Source organism: Streptomyces sp. NBC_01268 (assembly GCF_036240795.1).
Taxonomy (GTDB): domain Bacteria; phylum Actinomycetota; class Actinomycetes; order Streptomycetales; family Streptomycetaceae; genus Streptomyces.
In genome coordinates this window covers 6,232,749-6,248,769 of the sequence record NZ_CP108454.1, presented here as the reverse complement: position 1 = coordinate 6,248,769, position 16,021 = coordinate 6,232,749, and the positions used below count along the sequence as shown (strand labels likewise).

Sequence of the window (16,021 nt, the reverse complement as noted above, 5' to 3'; positions counted from 1 at the left end):
ACGGCTGGGGCGGGCGGCTCCGCCGACGTCCTGGCCGCGGTCTACGCCCTCGGCCCCGCTTCCGGCAGCCTCAGACGGCCCCCGCACCCGTGAGCGCCCGTACCTCCGTCTCGGCGTGCCGGGCCTCGTCCGGCGGCTCCGGTGAGGTGGCCGTGCCCAGCCAGCCCGCGAGGAAGCCGAGCGGGATGGAGACCACTCCCGGGTTCTGCAACGGGAAGAGCTGGAAGTCGACGCCCGGGAAGAGGGACTCCGGGCTCCCGGAGACGACCGGGGAGACCAGCACCAGCAGGACGGCCGGGATCAGCCCGCCGTACACCGACCAGACCGCGCCCCGGGTCGTGAACCGGCGCCAGAACAGCGAGTAGAGCAGCACCGGAAGGTTCGCGGAGGCCGCGACGGCGAACGCGAGGCCGACGAGGAAGGCCACGTTGAGGTCGCGGGCGAGCAGGCCGAGGCCGATCGCCACCACCCCGATCCCGGCGGCGGCGCACCGGGCGACGGTGACCTCGCTGTACTGCTTGGCGTGGCGGCGGCGCAGCGAGGCGTAGAGGTCGTGGGCGACGGAGGCGGAGGAGGCCAGCGTGATCCCGGCCACGACGGCGAGGATGGTGGCGAACGCGACGGCGGCGACGATCGCGAAGAGGACGGTGCCGCCGGTGGATCCGGCGCCGCCGCCGAGGTCCAGGGCGAGTAGGGGTACGGCGGTGTTGCCGGCGCTGTTGGAGGCGCGGACGGTGTCGGGTCCGACGAGGGCCGCGGCACCGAATCCCAGGACGATCGTCATCAGGTAGAAGCAGCCGATGAGGCCGATCGACCAGACGACGGAGCGGCGGGCGGCCCGCGCGGTGGGCACGGTGTAGAAGCGGGACAGGATGTGCGGCAGGCCCGCGGTGCCGAGCACGAGGGCGAGGCCGAGGCTGACGAAGTCGACCCGGGCGGTCCAGTCGCCGCCGTAGCGCAGCCCGGGGGCGAGGAAGTCCCGGCCGTGGCCGCTGCGATCGGCGGCGGCGGTGAGCAGCTGGTCGAAGTCGCCGTGGAAGCGCAGCAGGACGAGCACGGTGAGGGCGATCGTGCCGGCCATCAGGAGCACGGCCTTGACGATCTGGATCCAGGTGGTGGCCCGCATGCCGCCGAGCGACACGTACACGACCATCAGCGCGCCGACGCCGATCACGGTCCAGGAGCGGGCGGCTTCGCTGGTACCGCCGAGGAGCAGGGCGACGAGACTGCCGGCGCCGACCATCTGGGCCACGAGGTAGAGCACCGAGACGGTCACGGAGGAGGTCCCGGCGGCGATGCGGACGGGGCGCTCGGCCATCCGGGAGGCGACCACGTCGGCCAGGGTGAAGCGGCCGCAGTTGCGGACCAGTTCGGCGACGAGGAGGAGCACGACCAGCCAGGCGACGAGAAATCCGACGGAGTACAGCATGCCGTCGTAGCCGAAGAGGGCGATGAGTCCGGAGATGCCGAGGAACGAGGCGGCCGACATGTAGTCGCCGGCGATGGCGAACCCGTTCTCCAGGGGGGAGAAGAGCCGCCCTCCGGCGTAGAACTCCTCGGCCGAGCCCTGCCGTTTGCGTCCGACCCAGGTGGTGATCCCGAGGGTGACCGCGACGAAGGCGCTGAACAGCAGCAGGGACAGGGTCTGGTGGTTTCCGGTCACCGGCGCACCCCCCGGGTCATCTCCTGGGTGTCCCAGCGCAGTTCGAGGGCGGCGCGGTCCCTGCGCAGGCGGGCGTGCCGGGCGTACGCCCAGGTCAGCAGGAAGGTGGTGGCGAACTGGCCGAGTCCGGCGAGCATCGCCACGTTCACCGCTCCGGCGACCGGCCGGGCCATGAGGCCGGGAGCGGCGGTCGCGGCCACCACGTACGCGAGGTACCAGAGGATGAAGGCGGCGGCGGCCGGGAAGACGAAGCGGCGGTAGCGGCTGCGCACCTCCTGGAAGGCGGGGCTGCGCTGGACCTCCAGATAGATCTCGGCCGCGCTGTGCGCCTGTTGCCGGGGGAGGCCGCCGTGCGGTCTCGTGGCGGTCGCTCCGTTCGCGTCGTGCCCGCCTCGCCCGGCGGCCGGCCCGTCGTACCAGGGGTCGTCGATCCGCACCGCCGCGGGGTCGCGCCCCTCCTGCTTCTCCACTGGTGAACTCTCCTTGTCAGCGAACCGTTTCGGCCGCGTGCCCAAGGATGGACAGAGCGGGAAGATCCCGGACTCTTCTCCCGCACTCTTCACCCCATTAGGTGACGGATACCCCGATACGCCTGACCGGTCCGTCCGATAGGCATATCGGACGGACCGGTCAAGGAGTGCCGTCGGGCGCGGCGGCACCCGTCGGGCACCGCGCGTGAGGCGTCAGGAGTCAGGCGTCAGGCGCGGACATCAGGCGTCGATGCGCGAGCGGTCGAGGGTCGCCGCGGAGCTGGTGATGAACTCCTTGCGGGGAGCCACGTCGTTGCCCATGAGGAGGTCGAAGACCTGCTCGGCCGAGTCCAGGTCGCCGATGTTGATCCGGCGCAGGGTGCGGTGGCGCGGGTCCATCGTGGTCTCCGCCAGCTGGTCCGCGTCCATCTCGCCGAGGCCCTTGTAGCGCTGGATGGAGTCCTTGTAGCGGACGCCCTTGCGCTGGAACTCGAGGAGCGTCTGGCGCAGCTCGCCGTCCGAGTACGTGTAGACGTACTTGTCCTGGCCCTTCTTCGGCTGGATCAGCTCGATGCGGTGCAGCGGCGGCACGGCGGCGAAGACCCGGCCGGCCTCGACCATGGGGCGCATGTAGCGCTGGAAGAGGGTCAGCAGCAGGCAGCGGATGTGGGCGCCGTCGACGTCGGCGTCGACCAGGAGCACGATCTTGCCGTACCGGGCGGCGTCGATGTCGAAGGTGCGACCCGAGCCCGCCCCTATGACCTGGATGATCGCACCGCACTCGGCGTTCTTGAGCATGTCCGAGACGGAGGACTTCTGGACGTTGAGGATCTTGCCCCGGATGGGCAGCAGCGCCTGGAACTCGCTGTTGCGGGCCAGCTTGGCGGTGCCGAGCGCGGAGTCTCCCTCGACGATGAAGAGCTCGCTGCGCTCGACGTCGTCGCTGCGGCAGTCGGCCAGCTTGGCGGGCAGCGAGGAGGACTCGAGCGCGGTCTTCCTGCGCTGCGCCTCCTTGTGCTGGCGGGCCGCGATCCGGGTGCGGGCGGCGGCGACGGCCTTCTCCAGGACGGCGCGGGCCTGGGCCTTGGCGTCGCGCTTGGTGGAGGTCAGGAAGGCCTTGAGCTCCCTGGCGACCACGGTGGCGACGATGCGGCGGGCCGCGGAGGTGCCGAGCACCTCCTTGGTCTGGCCCTCGAACTGCGGCTCGGCGAGGCGGACGGTGACGACCGCGGTGAGGCCCTCCAGGGCGTCGTCCTTGACGATGTCGTCCTCGGCGACGCGCAGCATCTTGGCGGAGCGCAGCACCTCGTTCACCGTCTTGGTGATCGCCTGCTCGAAGCCGGAGACGTGGGTGCCGCCCTTGGGGGTGGCGATGATGTTGACGAAGGACTTGACCGTGCTGTCGTAGCCGGTGCCCCAGCGCAGGGCGACGTCGACGCCGAGCTCACGGGTGACCTCGGTGGGGGTCATGTGGCCGCGGTCGTCGAGGACCGGGACGGTCTCCTTGAAGGTGCCCTGGCCGGTGAGGCGCAGCACGTCGCAGACGGCCTTGTCCTGGGCGAGGAACTCGCAGAACTCGCTGATGCCGCCGTCGAAGCGGAACGTCTCCTCGCTCTTGCCCACGCCCGCCAGGTCGCGCTCGTCGCGGACGACGAGGGTGAGGCCGGGCACGAGGAAGGCGGTCTGGCGGGCGCGCTGGTGCAGCGTCTCCAGGTTGAGCTTGGCGTCCTTGAGGAAGATCTGGCGGTCGGCCCAGTAGCGCACGCGGGTGCCGGTGCGGGTCTTGGGGACGCGCTTGCCCTTGAGGAGGCCGCCGGACGAGTCGAAGGGGCTGTCGGGGCCCTGCTCGGTGAACATCCCGGGGACGCCGCGGCGGAAGCTGATCGCGTGCGTGGCTCCGTTGCGGTCGACCTCGACGTCCAGGCGGGCGGAGAGGGCGTTCACCACGGAGGCGCCGACGCCGTGCAGACCACCGGAGGCCGCGTACGAGCCGCCGCCGAACTTTCCGCCGGCGTGCAGCTTGGTCATGACGACCTCGACGCCGGAGAGCCCGGTCTTGGGCTCGACGTCGACGGGGATGCCACGGCCGTTGTCACGGACCTCGACGGAGCCGTCCTCGTGGAGGATGACGTCGATGTGGTCGCAGTAGCCACCGAGAGCCTCGTCGACGGAGTTGTCGATGATCTCCCACAGGCAGTGCATCAGGCCACGGCTGTCGGTGGACCCGATGTACATACCGGGTCGCTTGCGAACGGCTTCGAGCCCTTCCAGGACGAGCAGGTGCCGCGCGGTGTAGTTGGAACCGTCACGGTCTGCGGTCAGCAGCGCACTGGACGGCACGGACGTCTCGGCGGTCACGCGGTTCGCTCCTCGCTGAATTTGAAATCTGGCCCGGTGGGGTAAGGCCCGGCGTCGGTCACCGGTCAGAGGGTACCGATGCCTGGTAGAGCCGTTGTCACGCCACCCACCTGATTCCTCATGCTAGTCCAGGGTCGTATGGATGTTCGATCCCTCGATGGGGTGACGCGAACATCACGTTCCCTTCCAGGCATGAACCATTTAGGGTTCGGGCACGTCCTCATGAACAACCGGCAACCCGCCGGGAGGATGCGACCACACACAGCAATGCGAAACCCGTAGAGCGATGCAATACGGCTCATTCGCCGCCAACCGGCAGCAGACAGCCACCTTGCGAAGAAGTTTCGAGGAAAAGCCACGAGCGGGAACGTTTTCGGCCTGGTTGGATGTTGACCCTGGTACGACAGCTCGTCGAGCTAGAGAAGAGGCGACGTGACTACTGTTCTGACACCCGCGAGCCCCCTGACGGCCGCTGACCGCTGCGACCGCTGCGGCGCCCAGGCATACCTGCGCGTCGTCCTGACGAGCGGCGGTGACTTGCTCTTCTGCGCCCACCACGGACGCAAGTTCGAGCCGGAACTCAAGAAGATCGCCGCAGAAATACAGGACGAGACGGACCGGCTCACGGATGTGCCGGCCCGCACGATGGGCGACGAGCACTGACGCTTCTCATCCACGACGAGCCAGGAGCCGGTACCTGAAGACCGGCCGACGGGCGGCCACCCCCGCAGCACCAGGGGGGTGGCCGCCCGTTCTCGCACCCTCAGGAGCGCTGCCGCCGGGCCGGTGCGGGAGCACTCGGCCGGGAACGTCGCTCCCCCACCGTCAGTAACGCTGCGGCAGCACCGTGGAGACCCGCGTGTAGACCCCCGGGTTCTCCGCCTGACCGCAGCCGCTTCCCCAGGACACCAGGCCGATCAGCCGGCCCTTGGCCACCAACGGGCCTCCGCTGTCCCCCTGGCAGGCGTCCCTGCCCCCTTGGGGATCACCCGCGCACACCATGGTGTCGCCGCGGTACGCCACACCGACACGGCCCGGGTACGCGCGTTCACAGGCCGCGTCCGGGAGCACCTGCACCTGTGCCGAGCGCAGCGACATCGCGTACGTGCCGTTCCCGGTCGTGTCGCCCCAGCCGTAGACGTCGGCCGCCGTCCCCGGCTCCTGCGCGGCGTCGCCCGGTGCCGCCACCGCGATCACGTACGAGGCCGGCAGGGCCTTCTCCAGGGTGAGGACCCCCAGGTCCCCCGAGTTGGTCGACGGGTCGTAGTCCGGGTTGACCCAGGTTCCGGAGACCCGGACCTCCTCCCCGCCGGGTCCACGCAGCGACGTACGGCCCGCGATGACCTTGAAGTCGGGCACCTGCCAGGGCTCGCCCCCGAGGGCCTCACGGCCCAGGCAGTGGGCCGCCGTGAGCACCTTGGTGGGCGCGACGACCACCCCGCCGCAGAACTGTCCCGCCCGCGTACCCCCGAACCGGTCACGGCTGGAGAGCGCGACGACCCACGGCGCGTCGGCGATCCGGGCCGGCTGACCGCCGACCACGACACTGTCCGCGACCGCGGGTGCGGCGGCGGCGAACGGCGGCGCCGCCGTCGCGATCAGGCCCAGGGCACCGGTCAATGCTCGGGCGATGGGACGACTCATGAAGCCTCCTGACTCTCCGGTGATGTCGGTTCACCCAGAGTCGTCCACACCCGCCTCCGCCGCACGCGCGCACGACGAAGGCCCGGCCCCCATTTCGGGGGACCGGGCCTTGGGCACGTCGTCTGCGAAGGATCAGTCGAGGTAGTCGCGCAGCACCTGCGAACGCGACGGGTGACGCAGCTTCGACATGGTCTTCGACTCGATCTGACGGATGCGCTCACGCGTCACGCCGTAGACCTTGCCGATCTCGTCGAGCGTCTTCGGCTGCCCGTCGGTGAGACCGAAGCGCATGGATACGACGCCCGCCTCACGCTCGGAGAGCGTGTCGAGCACGGAGTGCAGCTGCTCCTGCAGCAGCGTGAAGCTCACCGCGTCGGCCGGGACGACGGCCTCGGAGTCCTCGATGAGGTCACCGAACTCGCTGTCGCCGTCCTCGCCCAGCGGGGTGTGCAGCGAGATCGGCTCACGGCCGTACTTCTGGACCTCGATGACCTTCTCGGGGGTCATGTCGAGTTCCTTGGCCAGCTCCTCCGGGGTGGGCTCGCGGCCCAGGTCCTGGAGCATCTGGCGCTGCACACGGGCCAGCTTGTTGATGACCTCGACCATGTGCACCGGGATACGGATGGTGCGGGCCTGGTCGGCCATGGCGCGGGTGATCGCCTGACGGATCCACCAGGTGGCGTACGTGGAGAACTTGTAGCCCTTGGTGTAGTCGAACTTCTCGACCGCACGGATCAGACCCAGGTTGCCCTCCTGGATCAGGTCCAGGAAGAGCATGCCGCGGCCGGTGTAGCGCTTGGCCAGCGAGACCACCAGACGGAGGTTGGCCTCCAGGAGGTGGTTCTTGGCGCGGCGGCCGTCCTCGGCGATGATCTCCAGCTCGCGCTTGAGCTTGGGGGCCAGCTTGTCGGAGTTCGCCAGCTTGTCCTCGGCGAACAGACCGGCCTCGATGCGCTTGGCGAGCTCGACCTCCTGCTCGGCGTTGAGCAGCGGGACCTTGCCGATCTGCTTGAGGTAGTCCTTGACCGGGTCCGCGGTGGCACCGGCGACGGCGACCTGCTGGGCCGGGGCGTCGTCCTCGTCCTCGTCGGACAGGACGAAGCCCTTGTTCTCGCCCTCGGTCTCTTCCTCGTCCTTGCCGGGGGCGGCGTCCTCGAGCAGCTCCTCGCCCTCGATCAGCTCTTCGTCGTCCTTCTTGGACGTCTTCTTCGCGGCCGTCTTCTTGGCGACGGTCTTCTTGGCGACCGTCTTCTTGGCGACGGTCTTCTTGGCTGCGGCCTTCTTGGCGGGCGAGCCGGCCTCGTCGGACGAGTCCGCGCTCTCGGCCGCCGGGGCCGCGGTGGCGGCCGAGACGGTCTTCGTCACGGTCGTCCTGGCGGTGACGGTCTTGGTGGCGGTGCGCTTGGCCGGGCTCTTCGCAGCGACGCTCTTGCGGGCGCGCTTCGGCGACTCCGCTGCACTGACCATCAGCGTCACACCCTCTTCCTCGAGGATCTGATTGAGGCTGCGCAGAACATTCTTCCACTGGGTTGGCGGAATCTGGTCAGCCTCGAAGGCCCGACGCACGTCATCGCCGGCGATCTGCCCATCAGCCTTTCCCCGCTCAATGAGCGCCATCACAGACTCGGACTCGGCGATCTCCGGCGGGAGCGTACGGGATGTGCTGGCCGACACGAACAACCTCTCGGAACGATGGAAAACGGCTTCCGGCCCCGCCCTGGATCAGGCTGGAGCCGACGACCGTCGGCCTGGGATGTGCCGACGGCGCGGGCTGGACCGGGGAACTGGACAGCGCCCTCAGGGGCGGCTGTATTCCTTCCTCGGCTGTCACCTCTTAGGTCATCGCGCGGCTCCCAGGAGTGTTACGCCCAATCCGCGTGGCCCGAGTCACACCTCATTCACGCCCATTATTGAACGAAACGGTCGGAACGTGACTCGATCGGCCCGATCAGCCGGGATCTACATGATCATCCCGACTCGGCGCGATCGACCCGATCGGCATGATCCGCCCGCCCGACAGGCCCGGCCCGGTCGACAGGGCAGGCCCGGCGCGCACGACTCGCCGGTGCGACACGCCCCGCCCGCCCGGCACGGTCCGCCGGTACGGCACGGCTCGCCGGTGCCGCTCTGCCCGCGGGTCCAGGTGCGACCGGCCCCGCGACGCCCTCGCGCCGCCAGGCCCTGGCGCAACCGGGGACGGTCTCCCGCCCCCGGGCTCCGCTCGGGTCCGGCGGCACGCGACGGGTGCCTCCCACCCCTACCGGCCGCGGTGCCACGGCGCGCGTCAGTGCTCGCGGGGAGCCGGGACGACCCGGTCCACCTCGGGGTGGACGGTCAGCAGCTGGCGCATGGCCGTCTCGGCGCCGTGGGCGTCCCCTGCGGCGAGGGCGTCGACGATCCGGGCGTGGTGCACGAGGCAGGCCTCGCCGGGGCGGTCGCAGCCGGTGACGGGGGCGCCGGACACCTGGAGCGCGGCGGCGACGATGCCGGAGAGGTGCTCCAGCATGCGGTTGCCCGCGAGCTGGATGAGCAGGGCGTGGAACTCGGCGTCCGCGCGGGAGAAGGTGATGCCGTCGCCCTGGGCGTAGGCGTGGCCCATGATCTCGACCATGTCGGCGAGGCGCTGCTGGACGTCCTCACGCCCGTGACCGGCGGCGAGCCGGGCGGCGAGGGGCTCGATGGTCCAGCGCAGCTCGTTCAGCTCGCGGCGCTGGTCGTCGCGCTGCGGACCGAAGGCGCGCCACTCGATGATGTCCGGGTCGAGGAGGTTCCAGTCACTGACCGGCCGGACCCGGGTGCCGACGTTGGGGCGGGCGCTGACGAGGCCCTTGGCCTCCAGTACGCGCAGCGACTCGCGGACCACGGTGCGCGAGACCTCGAAGCGCTGTCCGATCTCCTCCGGCACGAGGGGGCGGTCGGCACCGAGGTCGCCCGAGACGATCATCTGGCCGAGCTGCTGGACGAGCTGTCCGTGCAGTCCGCGGCCACGGTTGCCGGCGGTCCTGCGGCCGACGCGGCCGAGGTCCGTCTCCGCCCCCTCCCAGGCGGGCGGGCCGACGCGGTCGGCTCCCGGCGCCTCCGCGTAGGGGTAGCGGTCGAGATCGCCCGGGGCGCCGAGGCCGGACTCGACGGAACGGGCGGCGGTCATCATCGTGTGCGCAAGGGTACTCACGCATCCTTTGTCGGCGTGCCTCTCGTGACCCTTGAGGTCTTTGGTGAAAAGCACACGAAAGGGTGATCGGCACCCCCTACACAATTGACGATTAATCAGACATAAAGGGCACTCCCCAAGGGAGTTGGCGGCAAACCGGAATCTTTCGGTCCGACTGTGATCACCAACGGGCCCTGCCGCGAAGGCCCGTGAGCACATAGGCGCAGAGCAGGACCGTCAACGTCAGCGCGAGCGCCACCCCTACGGGCTGTCCGACCACCTTCAGCGCCCCCATGACCCAGCGGTCCGCGGCCGAGGACCACTCGACGCTCGCGAACTCGCGGAGCCGGGCCGGAAGTCCCGCAACGGAGCGCCCGGACGCCCCCGCGAGTGCCGTCCGCAGCGGCGGGGCGAGGAGCACCGGTACGGCGAGGACCGCGGCGACCCCGGCCGCCGCGGCCCGGAAGACGCCGGCACCGAGCACCCCGGCCCAGGCGCAGCCGATCACGAGCCCGAACCAATTCGCCGACAGCGTCGCCCAGTTCCTGGGTACGGGAATCAACTCGCCGCCGTAGACGAGCCGCAGCGCCTCCAGGTCGACGACGACGGCCAGGACCGCGAGGACCGCGCCGACGGCCGCCGCGACGGCCATTTTGGCGAGCAGCAGGCCCAGGCGGCGCGGGACGGCGCCGCGCCCGGTGGTGAGCGCGGGGTAGCGGTACTCCTCGGCGAACGAGAAGGCGCCGAGCAGCCCCGCCCCGAGCGCCGCCGGCGGGAGCGGGGAGATCCCGGGCCAGCCGGCCAGGACGGCGGGCAGCGGAGTGCGCCCACTGCGGGCCAGCAGTACGGAGAGGGTCACGGAGACGAGCAGGACGCCCACGACGACGAGAAGGGTGGAGGGCACACCGAGCAGTCGGCGGATCTCGTAACGCAGGGGCCGCAGCGGCGAACGGTTCAGGGCGCGGCGCCGGCGGACGGCGGGCCGCCCCTCCGGGGCGACCTCGGGGGCCTGGTCGGGGGCGGCCTCGGGGGCCCGTCGGGGGGCCGCAGGGGCGGGCGAGTGGTCGGGAGCGGCGGGATGGGGCGTGGTGGTGGCCGGAGCGGCGGGGTGGGGCGCGGAAGCGTCCGCGGGTGGACGGCTGTCGCCGGTCTCGTCGGCCAGTCGATGGATGAGCACGCCGTTGCGGAAGGCGCTCTCGCCGACGGTGGCGCAGTCGCTGCCGTAGACGGAGAGGCGGTTGCCACCCTCCGTGACGATCTCGACGGGGCGGCGGGCGGCGCGGGACTCCTGGGCGAGGACGGCGGCGAGCCGGGTCGCGTGCGGGGTGCGGACGGCGACGCGGGGCCGGAGCCGGGTGCGGGCGAACTCGGCGGCGTCCTGGTCGGCGACGAGCCGCCCGCCGTCGAGGGCGACGACCCGGTCGGCGTTGCGGGCCGCGTCCTTGGCGTCCGTGGTGGTGTAGAGCACGGTGCCGCCCTCGTCGGCGTGTGCGCGCAGCAGTTCGTACAGCCAGGCGCTCTCGCGTACGGAGAGTCCGGCGGCGGGTTCGTCGAGCAGCAGTGCGTGTGGGTCGCCCAACAGGGCGGAGGCGAGGCCGAGTCGGCGGTCCATGGCGAGCGGCAGCGTGCCGATCCGCTGGTCGTGGACGCCGGTGAGGCCGACCGCCCGGAGCATGTCGTCGGCCCGGCCGCCGGGCACTCCGGCGGCGGCGCAGAGCATGCGCAGCTGGCTGCGCAGGGTGCGTGAGGGGTGTCCGGGGACGTCGCCGAAGAGAACGCCCACCTCGCGGGCCGGGCGTGCGACGCGGTGCAGCGGCCGGCCCCGGAAGTAGGTGACGCCGCGGCCCGGTTCGAGCTGGAGCATGAGGCGCAGGGTGGTGGTCTTGCCGGAGCCGGCCGGCCCGAGCAGGGCGGTGACGGTGCCCGGCCGGGCCTCGAAGGTGAGATCGTCCACGGCGGGCGGGCGGTCCCGGCGGGGGGTACTGGTGAGTCCGATGGCCTGGAGCATCGCTTCTCTCGCGGGTAGGTGAGACCGCTCCGCGGCAGGGCGGCTACCCCAGCAAGATAACGCCACATTTCGGACTTTTGGCGCAGGGTTGATGACTCGGAGCGGCCCGGGAACCGTCCGTCAGACCTCCGGGCGGAGCATCGGCGGGTTCAGCAGGGTGGCCCCACCAGCACGGAACAACTGGGCGGGGCGGCCGCCCTGACGGGTCGTGGTGCCGCCGGCCGGAACGAGGAAGCCGGGCGTGCCGGTCACCTTCCGGTGGAAGTTGCGCGGGTCGAGCGCCACCCCCCACACGGCCTCGTAGACCCGGCGGAGCTCACCGACGGTGAACTCCGACGGGCAGAACGCCGTGGCCAGCGAGGAGTACTCGATCTTGGAGCGGGCGCGTTCCACCCCGTCGGCCAGGATCCGGGCGTGGTCGAAGGCGAGCGGCTCCGGCTGCCCGTCCTCGTGCGCTCCGGCCCCCTCCGGTACGAGCAGGTCCTCGACGGGTGCCCAGCGCGCGCTGTTGGCGTCACCGCCCGCGCGCGGCGCCGGAAGGTCCGGGGCCAACGCCAGATGAGCCACGCTCACCACGCGCATGCGAGGGTCCCGGTCGGGCGCCCCGTAGGTCGCGAGCTGCTCCAGATGCGCCCCGGTCCCGGGTACGGGCCCGGGGGCGCCCGGGTCGTGCACGCAGAGCCCGGTCTCCTCCACCAGCTCGCGCGCGGCGGCACCGTCCAGGTCCTCGTTCTCCCGGACGAAGCCGCCCGGCAGAGCCCAGCATCCCTGGAAGGGCTGCTCACCCCGTTTCACGACCAGGGCGCACAGGGCATGGCGCCGCACGGTGAGCACGACCAGGTCGACGGTGACAGCGAAGGGCGGAAAGGCCGACGGGTCGTAGGGAGGCATGCGGCGATCATAGTCGTCTCCCTGACGATAAACACGCCTGCGGGAAGGATCACCTTCCATTCCTCACACCCCCAGCTGGAGGCCGGGGGCCGCTTCTTCGACCATGCCGAGACCGAGCCTGCCGACGCGGGCCGCGAACGGCTCGCCCGCGACGCGCAGTCCGGACAGCCGGACCTCGCCGAGCGGGGCCGAGCGGAGCGGATGCAGGGCGACCGTCCGGCCGGGGGCGTCCGGGCGGACGCCGATCAGCACGGTCAGCAGGTGGACCGGCGCGGCGGCCGCCACCGCCGCGGGCCGGCAGGCGGCCGGGTGCGGCGCGGGCAGCGAGCCTGAGGTCCGCCGCTCCCCCGCGTACATCTCGGGGAGGCGGTGGTCGAAGGCCGTCGCCGCGTCGACGACCCCGCGCAGCAGCGCGGCGGCCTCGGCCTCGTACCCCGCCGCCGCGAGTCCCGCGACGGCCACCGAGGTCTCGTGCACCCGCACCGCTCCGGACCGGTGCCCGAACGGGTTGTACCCCGGCTCCTTCGTACCGAGGCCGCGCAGCCCCCAGCCGGAGTCCATCGCGGGAGAGGTGAGGAGTCTCGCCAGCCGCTCGGTCTGGCTCTTGTCGAGCAGCCCGGGGGCGGCGGCGCCGCCGGCTGTGAGTCCGGTGTCGAGGAGGTGCGCCGCCCAGCCTCCGAGGTACGGCAGGAGACGTCCGTCGGGGGTCCGGGCGAGCGCGGGGCGTCCGCCGTGCGGGTCGTCGAGCCAGAACCGGTCCCGGAACCGGTCGCGCAGCGCCCGCGCCCACTCCCGCCAGGCTTCGCCGCCCGGCCGCCCGCAGGCGTCGAGGAGATCGGCGCCGAGCACGGCGGCCCGGTGCGCGTGGGCCTGGGTCTCGGCGCGTGCCGGTCCGGCGGGCCCCGACTCCTGGACGAACCCGTGGGTGTCGAGGGCCCCGCGGAGCCACTCCAGGCACCGCTCGGCCGCGGGCAGCAGTTCGGTGAGGTCCTGCTCGGGCAGGCCCCAGCGGCGGGCTTCGGCGAGCACGGCCGGGAAGGCGAGGGTGGCCTCGACTCCGGTGCACCGGGGCGGGAGGTGGGGGCCGGCGTCCCTGAGCGGCCCGGGGATGCGGCCGGATCCGTCGCCGGTTCCCCGGAGTTGGGTGCGGGCGAGGGCGCGGAGGGTGGTGACGGCCAGTCGGGTGCCGAGCGGAAGGGCCATGCGGGCTGCCCAGAGGGCTTCGGCGGTGACGGGTCCGCAGCGCCAGGGCACTCCGGCCGCGAGGTGGACGTCGGCGGGGTGGGCGGGGTCGCGCTGGAGCAGGGCGCGCAGGTCGTCGATCGAGGCGGCCAGCAGCTCGCCGAGGCGCGGGTCGTCCCCTTCGGCGGCGGCGTCGGCGAGGACGTGGCCTCCGGGGCGGCCCGCGCCGGCACCCGGGTGCCGGGCGGCCCGTTCGCCGCGGACCCGGAGGGTGAGGGTGAAGGTGCCGCCGGGGGCGAGCTCGGCCTCCCAGCGGAGCAGTCCGGCCGCCGCGAGGGCGTCGTCGGGCGGAGGGTCCGCGGTGACCGAGGCCGCGCTGCCGTCGGTGCCCGTCCAGCGCAGCCCGGTGCCGTGGACGCTGGCGGAGAGTTCGGGTCCTTGCCGTCCGGCCGCCACCGCGCCCAGGTCCGCGAGATCCGTACCCAGAGCGATCTCCACGGGGAGCCGCACGGCGCGGGGGGAGGAGCTGCGCAGGGTGATCCGCTCGGTCCCGTCCGCCTCGCGCGAGCGCTCCACGGTGAGCCCGGGGTCGGGTCCGGCGTCGCCGGGCGTGCGCACGGCGCCGAGGAAGTCGGCGCGGTCCGCGGTGGTCGAGCGGCCCTGGAGGGGGACGGGTTCGCGACCGGCGACGCGTAGGACACAACAGGAGAGGAGCCTGCGTCCGGAGAGGTAGACCCCTTCGAGACCGGCACCGGTGAGCTGCGCGTGCCGCGCGCTGACGGCGAGGGCGGGCAGGGCGACGCCGACGAGGGCGTCGTGCACGGCGGGCAGTTCACCGGGGCGGTTCGCTCCGGTGGCTCCGGCGGGGGGCGGGTGTCCGGCGGGGGGCCCGGGGGCCTGGGCGGAGCTGGGGGCCATGACGGGTGCGTGCAGCTCTCTGTGCGGTCCGGGCGGCTGGGCCCGCCCGGACGGCGGGCGCGCAGGGAGCGGTTCGGTCGGTGCGCGCTTCCGGCAGGGGTGCGGCGGTCCGGCTCATGCGGAACCGCCCTCCAGGTGAACGCCGCCACGGCCTTCGGGGTCACGGGCCTCATCCGCCGCTCCTCGTCCCCCGCCGCCCAACCCGCCGGACGACCGCGCTCCTCGGCGCCGTCACCCCGCGCCGGACGGCTCCGGCGTCGCGCATGGGGGCGCGGCCCGCTCCCCCGCGGCGCGTGGTCCGCATGGCGGCCACGCGGGGGCGGGGTCCGGCGGGCCGGTCGGCGACCCGTGCGCGACTTCGCGCCGCGGTCCGGCCGCCGGACCGCTCCTCCGCCCGGCCGGGGCCGTGATCGGTGGCCTGGTCGTCGTTCTCGTCCGGCTCCGGTTCCCCGGCCGCCGCGTGTCGGGCGTCGCGCTCCTTGCGGAGGCAGCTGCGGAGGGATTCCGGGTCGAGGCCCTCGTTGCACGCCTGGTGCAGCAGGCGGGCGAAGAGGTACTCGGGGTCGGCGTCCAGTGCGAGGCTGAGGGCGACGCGGGCGGAGGGCTCGTCGCCGCTGGACCAGGCGACCCAGCCGGCCAGCGCCAGCGGGGCCGCCGCGTACTCCTGGTAAGGGGCGACGCAGCGTCGCGACAGGGCCCGCCAGAGCCGCAGGGCCCCGGCGGCCTCGGGACCTTCCATCCATTCGGCGGCCTGGTCGCGGGTGTCCCGGTCCTGGAGTCCGAGGATCAACGCGGCGGCCTCCTCGGGGGTGAGGCGGGCGTCGTCGGCGGCGTCGGCCGACAGGTGTCCGCGGCCCACGGTGAGGCCCGCCCGGCCGGTGAGCACGTCGTGGGGACTGTCGGCGGCACGGGCCGTCGGGCTCCCGAGCGGCTCCGAGAGCCGCTCGATCAGGGTCCGGGCGAGCTCGAGGGTGGTCGCGCGGACCTCCTGACGTCCCTGTCCGGCCGGCGTGCCGAGGATCTTGGGCACGAGGACGAAGGCGGCCTCGCCCAGGGCCGCGCGCTGGGCCGAGGTACGCGACGGATCGGTGTCGGACTCCCTCGGCGTCAGCCGGGCCTCCATGTCCTTGAGGGATCCGCGCACCTGGATCCCCGCGTAGGCAGCGGACGCCGCCATCACCGACGTACCGGAAAGGGCGAGGGGTGTGCCGTCCGGTGGGCAGCAGCGATTGTCGGGGCAGCAGTAGGAGAAGTAGAGGCCGTCGGAGATGCAGAGGGCTTCGAGGACGGGGACGTCCAGTGCTCCGCAGGCGGTGCGCAGGCGCTGGGCGAAGGGGCGCAGCCGCTCCATGACCCGGCGTCCCGTCTCGCCGGGGGCGGGGTCCTGGCAGAGGAAGACGACGATGGCGTCCGGGCGGTCGCCGCGCCTGGTGCTGCCCTCGACGAGGCATTCGGCCAGGTGCTCGGCGGTCTCGGGCCATTCGTGGGGCGAGCCGGGAATGCCGAGCCTGGCCCGGCCTCCGAAGCGGCCGCGCTCGCCGTGGAGTGCGACGAGCACGACGGAGTCGCTGGGGTGGAAGCCGAGCATGAACGGCAGTGCGTCGGCCAGCTCGGCGGGGCCACGCAGAGTGATCTGCGGGGCGGCGGAGGAGCCATGGGATTCGTGGCGGTTCGTGTTCATGGTCAGGACGGTCCCGCGACCGGCCCTGATCGCGAAACCCCTGTGGATAACTCTC

General features: G+C 72.5%; 11 protein-coding genes. 1 reads left to right on the top strand and 10 read right to left on the bottom strand.

Going from position 1 to position 16,021, the window contains the following annotated elements; genetic code table 11:
* Positions 1 to 70: 70 nt before the first annotated feature.
* The 3 genes from OG309_RS28180 to OG309_RS28170 form a co-directional block, all read right to left on the bottom strand.
* Entirely contained in the window at positions 71 to 1,663 is a 1,593-nt protein-coding gene (locus OG309_RS28180) for a solute symporter family protein (RefSeq protein WP_329424934.1), read from the bottom strand.
* Complete coding sequence (locus OG309_RS28175; RefSeq protein WP_329424932.1) at positions 1,660 to 2,133, bottom strand: DUF485 domain-containing protein; 474 nt, start codon at positions 2,131 to 2,133, stop codon at positions 1,660 to 1,662. Before OG309_RS28175 ends, OG309_RS28180 begins: the two co-directional genes overlap by 4 nt.
* Positions 2,134 to 2,373: 240 nt before the next feature.
* The gene (locus tag OG309_RS28170; protein WP_329424931.1) at positions 2,374 to 4,491 is read right to left on the bottom strand and encodes a DNA gyrase/topoisomerase IV subunit B; all 2,118 of its coding nucleotides are present in this window, start codon (positions 4,489 to 4,491) and stop codon (positions 2,374 to 2,376) included.
* Positions 4,492 to 4,923: 432 nt separating this feature from the next.
* On the opposite strand from OG309_RS28170, the gene OG309_RS28165 reads away from it, so the two are divergent.
* Positions 4,924 to 5,154 carry a DUF7455 domain-containing protein gene (locus OG309_RS28165; RefSeq protein ID WP_046910811.1) on the top strand — a complete coding sequence of 77 codons (231 nt, stop codon included), beginning with the start codon at positions 4,924 to 4,926 and terminating at the stop codon, positions 5,152 to 5,154.
* Positions 5,155 to 5,316: 162 nt separating this feature from the next.
* Here the strand turns inward: OG309_RS28165 and OG309_RS28160 are convergent, their stop codons facing one another.
* The 7 genes from OG309_RS28160 to OG309_RS28130 all read right to left on the bottom strand — a co-directional run bounded on the left by OG309_RS28160 (position 5,317) and on the right by OG309_RS28130 (position 15,966).
* Entirely contained in the window at positions 5,317 to 6,135 is an 819-nt protein-coding gene (locus OG309_RS28160) for a serine protease (protein ID WP_329424928.1), read from the bottom strand.
* A 132-nt stretch (positions 6,136 to 6,267) separates the two neighbouring features.
* Positions 6,268 to 7,809 carry an RNA polymerase sigma factor gene (locus tag OG309_RS28155; protein ID WP_329424925.1) on the bottom strand — a complete coding sequence of 514 codons (1,542 nt, stop codon included), beginning with the start codon at positions 7,807 to 7,809 and terminating at the stop codon, positions 6,268 to 6,270.
* A gap of 610 nt (positions 7,810 to 8,419) precedes the next feature.
* Positions 8,420 to 9,307, bottom strand: a complete 888-nt coding sequence (locus OG309_RS28150) for a FadR/GntR family transcriptional regulator (protein WP_329424923.1) — start codon at positions 9,305 to 9,307, stop codon at positions 8,420 to 8,422.
* Between the two features lie 160 nt (positions 9,308 to 9,467).
* The gene (locus OG309_RS28145; protein ID WP_329424921.1) at positions 9,468 to 11,294 is read right to left on the bottom strand and encodes an ABC transporter ATP-binding protein; all 1,827 of its coding nucleotides are present in this window, start codon (positions 11,292 to 11,294) and stop codon (positions 9,468 to 9,470) included.
* Between the two features lie 120 nt (positions 11,295 to 11,414).
* Complete coding sequence (locus tag OG309_RS28140) at positions 11,415 to 12,185, bottom strand: NUDIX hydrolase (RefSeq protein WP_329424920.1); 771 nt, start codon at positions 12,183 to 12,185, stop codon at positions 11,415 to 11,417.
* Positions 12,186 to 12,248: 63 nt separating this feature from the next.
* Positions 12,249 to 14,285 carry a glycogen debranching N-terminal domain-containing protein gene (locus tag OG309_RS28135; protein ID WP_329424918.1) on the bottom strand — a complete coding sequence of 679 codons (2,037 nt, stop codon included), beginning with the start codon at positions 14,283 to 14,285 and terminating at the stop codon, positions 12,249 to 12,251.
* Between the two features lie 169 nt (positions 14,286 to 14,454).
* Entirely contained in the window at positions 14,455 to 15,966 is a 1,512-nt protein-coding gene (locus tag OG309_RS28130; protein WP_329424916.1) for a DUF4192 domain-containing protein, read from the bottom strand.
* Positions 15,967 to 16,021: the final 55 nt, after the last annotated feature.

Coding starts and splice junctions, on each gene's coding strand:
- OG309_RS28145 (WP_329424921.1), bottom strand. CDS start 11,294: ATGCTCCAGGCCATCGGACTCACCAGTACCCCCCGCCGGGACCGCCCG.
- OG309_RS28160 (WP_329424928.1), bottom strand. CDS start 6,135: ATGAGTCGTCCCATCGCCCGAGCATTGACCGGTGCCCTGGGCCTGATC.
- OG309_RS28140 (WP_329424920.1), bottom strand. CDS start 12,185: ATGCCTCCCTACGACCCGTCGGCCTTTCCGCCCTTCGCTGTCACCGTC.
- OG309_RS28135 (WP_329424918.1), bottom strand. CDS start 14,285: ATGGCCCCCAGCTCCGCCCAGGCCCCCGGGCCCCCCGCCGGACACCCG.
- OG309_RS28130 (WP_329424916.1), bottom strand. CDS start 15,966: ATGAACACGAACCGCCACGAATCCCATGGCTCCTCCGCCGCCCCGCAG.